This window comes from Actinotalea ferrariae, assembly GCF_019733465.1.
Lineage (GTDB): Bacteria > Actinomycetota > Actinomycetes > Actinomycetales > Cellulomonadaceae > Actinotalea > Actinotalea ferrariae_A.
This window is the reverse complement of record NZ_JACVQL010000273.1, coordinates 1-5,112: the sequence shown is the minus strand read 5'-3', so window position 1 is coordinate 5,112 and position 5,112 is coordinate 1. Positions and strand designations below refer to the sequence as shown.

Annotated in this window: 4 protein-coding genes and 1 pseudogene; all 5 read right to left on the bottom strand. The window is 73.9% G+C overall.

What is annotated here, in order from left to right:
* Positions 1-442 (bottom strand): annotated as a pseudogene (locus ICW40_RS17615) (hypothetical protein); the annotation flags it as partial.
* 80 nt (positions 443-522) lie between these two features.
* The gene (locus ICW40_RS17610) at positions 523-2,199 is read right to left on the bottom strand and encodes a GspE/PulE family protein (protein ID WP_221655306.1); all 1,677 of its coding nucleotides are present in this window, start codon (positions 2,197-2,199) and stop codon (positions 523-525) included.
* 228 nt (positions 2,200-2,427) lie between these two features.
* On the bottom strand, positions 2,428-3,303 hold the full coding sequence (locus ICW40_RS17605) for a shikimate dehydrogenase (RefSeq protein ID WP_221655305.1): 876 nt from the start codon (positions 3,301-3,303) through the stop codon (positions 2,428-2,430).
* Positions 3,300-4,466, bottom strand: coding sequence for an endolytic transglycosylase MltG (mltG, locus tag ICW40_RS17600; protein ID WP_308121892.1), 1,167 nt, complete (start codon positions 4,464-4,466; stop codon positions 3,300-3,302). Before mltG ends, ICW40_RS17605 begins: the two co-directional genes overlap by 4 nt.
* A gap of 115 nt (positions 4,467-4,581) precedes the next feature.
* Positions 4,582-5,109: a Holliday junction resolvase RuvX gene (ruvX, locus tag ICW40_RS17595; RefSeq protein WP_221655307.1), complete on the bottom strand. Its 528-nt coding sequence runs from the start codon at positions 5,107-5,109 to the stop codon at positions 4,582-4,584.
* Between the last annotated feature and the right edge of the window lie 3 nt (positions 5,110-5,112).

The window sequence follows — 5,112 nt, the reverse complement described above, 5'->3', positions numbered from 1 at the left end:
CGGCACCGGCACCGGCACCGGCACCGGCACCGACGGGAGCCTGCTGATGGGCCGGTGCGGCCGGCGCGGTGCCCGACACCGGGCGGGACGGCACCGGCACCTGCCCGTACGTCTGCGGCGACGGCACGCCGTGCGCCGTGGGCGCGGCCTGCGGCGCCGGTGCCCCGTAGGGCTGCTGCTGGGCGACCGGCCCGGTGGGCGTCCCGGGGACGCCGTACGCCGCCGCGGCGGGCGTACCGGGCGCGGCCGACGGCTGCCCGTATGCCGCCGTCTGGCCGTACGCGGGCTGCTGCCCGTACGTCGGCTGCGCGGGCTGCTGCCCGTAGGGGGCGCCCGGGGCCGCGCCGAACGGGCTCACGCCGTAGGCGGCGGTCGGCTCGGCGGCTCCCGGAGCGGACCGGGGCACGGCGGGACCGCCGTAGGCGGGGTCGAAGTCGTTCACAGCAGGCCTCTCGGTCACGGGCGACGGCGGCGGGACGTCCTGAGCCGTCTATCGGCGCAGGACGGGCGGTGCTTGAGGCGTCAGGCGACGACGCGGAGGATCTCCTCGACCGAGGTGTCGCCGAGGAGGACCTTCGTCCAGCCGTCGTCGCGGAGCGTGATCATCCCCTGCTCCCTCGCGGTGCGGCCGATGTCCGCCGACGAGGAGTGCGCGACGGCGTGCCGCTCGATGTCCTCCGTCACGCGCATGACCTCGTGGATCGCGAGGCGGCCCTTGTACCCGGTCTTCGAGCAGGCCGAGCAGCCGACGGGACGGTACATGGCCGGCAGCTCGTCGCCGGGGCTCCACGGGAAGCGGGCCGCGATGAGCTCGACCTCGCTGGGCGTGTAGAGCTCCTTGCACTTGCCGCACAGCCGCCGCGCGAGGCGCTGCGCGACGACGCAGTCGAGCGCTGAGCCGACGAGGAAGGGCTCGATGCCCATCTCGACGAGACGCGTCACGGCGCTCGGCGCGTCGTTGGTGTGCAGCGTCGAGAGCACGAGGTGGCCGGTGAGGGCGGCCTCGATGGCGATCTGCGCGGTCTCGTGGTCACGGATCTCACCGAGGAGGACGACGTCGGGGTCGGACCGCAGGATCGAGCGGAGGGCACCCGCGAACGTGAGGCCGGCCTTGGGGTTGACCTGGACCTGGTTGATGCCGGGGAGCCGGTACTCGACCGGGTCCTCGACGGTGATGACGTTGATCTCCGGCTTGGACACGGCGTTGAGCGTCGCGTAGAGCGTCGTGGACTTCCCGGAACCCGTCGGGCCGGTGACCAGGAGCATCCCGTACGGCTTGGTGTAGGACTCCTGGTACGTCTGGTAGTTCTCCTCGAGGAACGACAGGTCGCGCAGGTCGAGGCTCGCGGTCGAGTTGTCGAGGATTCGCATGACGACCTTCTCGCCCCACACGGTCGGCAGCGTGGCGACGCGGAGGTCGATCTTGCGGCCGTGGTGCGTGACGGACATGCGGCCGTCCTGCGGCTTGCGACGCTCGGCGATGTCGATGTCACTCATGATCTTCAGGCGCGAGATGACACCCGACTGGATCTGCTTGGGCGAGCGCTGCATCTCGTGCAGCACGCCGTCGATGCGGTACCGGACGCGCAGGTCCTTCTCGGTCGGCTCGATGTGGATGTCGGACGCCCGGTCCTGGATCGCCTGCGTGACGAGCAGGTTGACGAACCGCACGATCGGCGCGTCGTCCTCGACGACGTCGCCGACCTTGGACAGGTCGGTGTCCGCGTACTGCTCCTGCTCCTCCTCGAACGCCGAGGCGAGGTCGTCGATCTCCTCGTCGGCGCGGCAGAAGCGGTCGATCGCGGTGATGAGGTCGTCGTGCGTGGCGACGACGGTGCGCACCGGCAGCCCGGAGAGCGTGCGGGCGTCGTCGACGGCGAGGACGTTGCCCGGGTCGGCCATGGCGAGGACGAGCGCACCCTCGAGCAGCGCGACGGGCAGCACCGTGTACCGGCGGCAGAGCGCGCCGGGGAGCAGCGCGACGGCGTTGCGGTCGACGGGGTAGTCGCTGAGCTCGACGAACTCCATCCCGACCTGGTTGGCCAGCGCGCGCACCAGCTGCGCCTCGCTGAGCATGCCGATCTCCACGAGCACCCGGCCGAGGGACTCGCCCCGCACCGCCTGCTCGTCGAGGGCGGCCATGAGCTGGCCCTCGGTGACGAGGCCTTCGTCGAGGAGGATGTCTCCGAGCTGCTTCACGGGTGTCCTTCCGGGTGACCGTCGAAGGCCCCTCCCGCGACGGGGGTCGCGGCGCAGAGGTGGCCCAAGGTCCCTATCGGCAGGCCGTGCCCGGTGCTGTAGCGGTTCGTGCGAGCGGTCGACGACGAACCGGCGCGTGCCCGGCTCGTGCCACGGCGCCGGCCGGCGCGGACGCCGGTGACGCGTCAGCGTTCAGGTCGGCGTCAGCGTTCAGGCCGGCGTCAGCGCTCAGGCCAGCGCGTCCTCGAGCGCGTGCTCCATCGCGTCGACCGGCGCGGGGCGGCCGGTCATGAGCCGCACCTGCTCGGTCGCCTGGTGCAGCAGCATGCGCTCGCCCGTGACGGCGACACCGCCCCGCGCGGCCCACGCCGCCGTGAGCGCCGTCGGGCGGGGGTCGTAGGCGCAGTCCAGCAGCACGCCGTGCAGCTCGCCGGCACCGGCACCTGTACCTGCACCTGTGCCTGCGAGAAGGCGCTCCGCCAGCGGGTCGGCCGCGCGCGGCGGGAGCGTCGAGACGACGACGTCAGCCCGCTCGAGCGCCGCGAGCAGGCGGTCGGGCGGGTCCATGGTGAGGAAGCGCGGCTCGACGCCCATCCGGTGCGCGGCGCGCATCGTGCCGCCGGCGCGCGCCATCGACCGCACGTGCACGTCGGGCGTCGTGCAGCCGAGCTGCGCGAGCGCCGCGAGGGTCGAGGCCGCCGTCGCGCCGGCGCCCAGCACGACGGCACTGCGGACGCGCCGCTCCCCCAGGCCCTCGCGCAGGGCCGCGACGACGCCGTGGACGTCGGTGTTCGCGCCGACGAGCACGGGTCGTCCGCCGCCCTGCACGAGGACGGTGTTCACGGCGCCCACGACCTCGGCGAGCGGCTCGACGTGGTCGAGCAGCCCGAGGACCGTCTGCTTGAGCGGCATGGTGAGGCTCAGGCCCGCCCACGCGGCGTCGAGCCCCGCGACGAACGCCGGCAGCTGCTCCTCGGTCACGTCGACCGGCTCGTAGCGCCAGTCGTCGAGGCCGAGGGCCGCGTACGCCGCCCGGTGCAGCACGGGCGAGAGGGAGTGCGCGATGGGGTGGCCGAGGACGGCCGCGCGCCGGGCGGTGCTCACCCCTGGTTCTCGTCCTCCCACTGACGCAGCAGCGCGACGTTCTGGTTGTGCTCGGTGAGGGTCTCCGCGAACCGGGTCTCGCCCGTCTCGAGGTTGATCGTCACCCAGAAGATCCACGGGCCGTCCGCAGGCGCGAGGACCGCGTCGATGGACGTCAGGCTCGGGGCCGCGATCGGCGTCGGCGGCAGGCCGGTGCGCATGTACAGGTTGTACGGGGTGTCCGTCTCCTTGTGCACGTTGCGCAGCTCGGTGCCGGGGATGCCGGCGCCGTACGCCACCGAGGCGTCGATGTCGAGCTTCATGTTGATGTCGAGCCGGTTCTGGATCGCCCGCGCGACCTTCGACCGGTCCTCGGGCGTGCGGGCCTCGCGCTCGACGAGCGACGCGATCGTGAGCACGCGCTGACGGTCCGCTGCCGCGACGCCACGGGCGTCGAGGTTCGCGACCGTCTGCGCGACCATCTGCTGGATCATCTCGACCGGTGCGGTGCCCGGCTCGAAGGTGTAGGTCGCGGGGAACAGCCAGCCCTCGTAGCTCCCGCCGGCCTCCGCCGGGAGCCCCGTCGCGGCCGGGTCGGCCATCGCGGCCTGGAAGTCCGCGACCGGCACCGTGGTCACCGAGGACAGCCGGTCGAGGACCTGGTCGACCCGCAGACCCTCCGGGATGGTCACCTTGGTCTGGATGCGGTTCTCCGAGTCGAGGAGCGCGGTGACCGCGTCCGCCGCCTTCATCTCGAGCAGCAGCCGGTAGGTGCCGGGCTGGATGCCTGCGGCGTCGGGGTTCGCGGTGAAGGCGTCCTCGAAGGCACCGGCGGACGCGACGACGCCGGCGTCCACGAGCAGGCGCGCCATCTCGGCGCCCGTGGCCGCGGCCGGGATGACGACCTCGGCGCTCCCGTGCCCGGGGCCCGGGTAGTCGGTCGTCGCCTCCTGCTGGGTCGCCCCGCGGAGGTCGTCGAGCATCGGCAGCACGAACTGGACGACGGCCCACGCCGCGCCGCCGAGGACCGCCAGGCACAGCACGAGCGCGATGAGGTTGCGCCGCCTGCGGCGCTTGCGGCGACGCTCGCGCTCGGCGCGCTCCGCGCGGCGGGCGGACCGGTCACCACGGCTCTCGGCCGGCCCGTCGGGCTGGACGATCTCGTCGAGGAACAGGTCGTTCACCGCCGTGCCTCCTCGCGCGCCGTCTCCAGGTGCCTCATCGCGTTCGTCCCTCCCGTGCGGTCCGCCCCCGGGGGCGGTGCGGACCCTCGGCCGCCGGCGTTGTCGCCGACCACCGTCATGCGTCGTCCCGAGCCTGTGCAGGCCCGACCAGCTCCCCCGCGCGCCGCCCGGACGCCTTCTCCGCGTCGAGCGCCGCCTGCAAGATCACCACCGCGGCCGCCTGGTCGACGACGGCGCGGTGGCGCCGCCCGGCCCGGCCGGACGCGTGCAGCGCCTGGTGCGCCGTCACCGTGCTGAGGCGCTCGTCCACGAGCCGCACCGGCACCGGCGCGACAGCGTGCGCCAGCGCAACACAATAGGTCCGAACCAGCGCTGACGCGGAACCCTCGGCCCCGGACATGCTGCGGGGCAGCCCGACGTAGACCACGGCGGCCGACCGCTCGTCGGCGACCGCGGCGATCCGCGCCACGTCGCTCGGGCCGGCGATGCCGGGCGCGGCGTCCCGCGGGACCGTCTCGACCGGGGTCGCGATGAGCCCGTCGGGGTCGCTCGCGGCGAGCCCGACGCGGACCGCTCCGACGTCGACCGCGAGCCGGGCGCCGCGTGGCAGCGCCTCGCCGGCCGACGTCGGCTCAGCGCCCAGCGC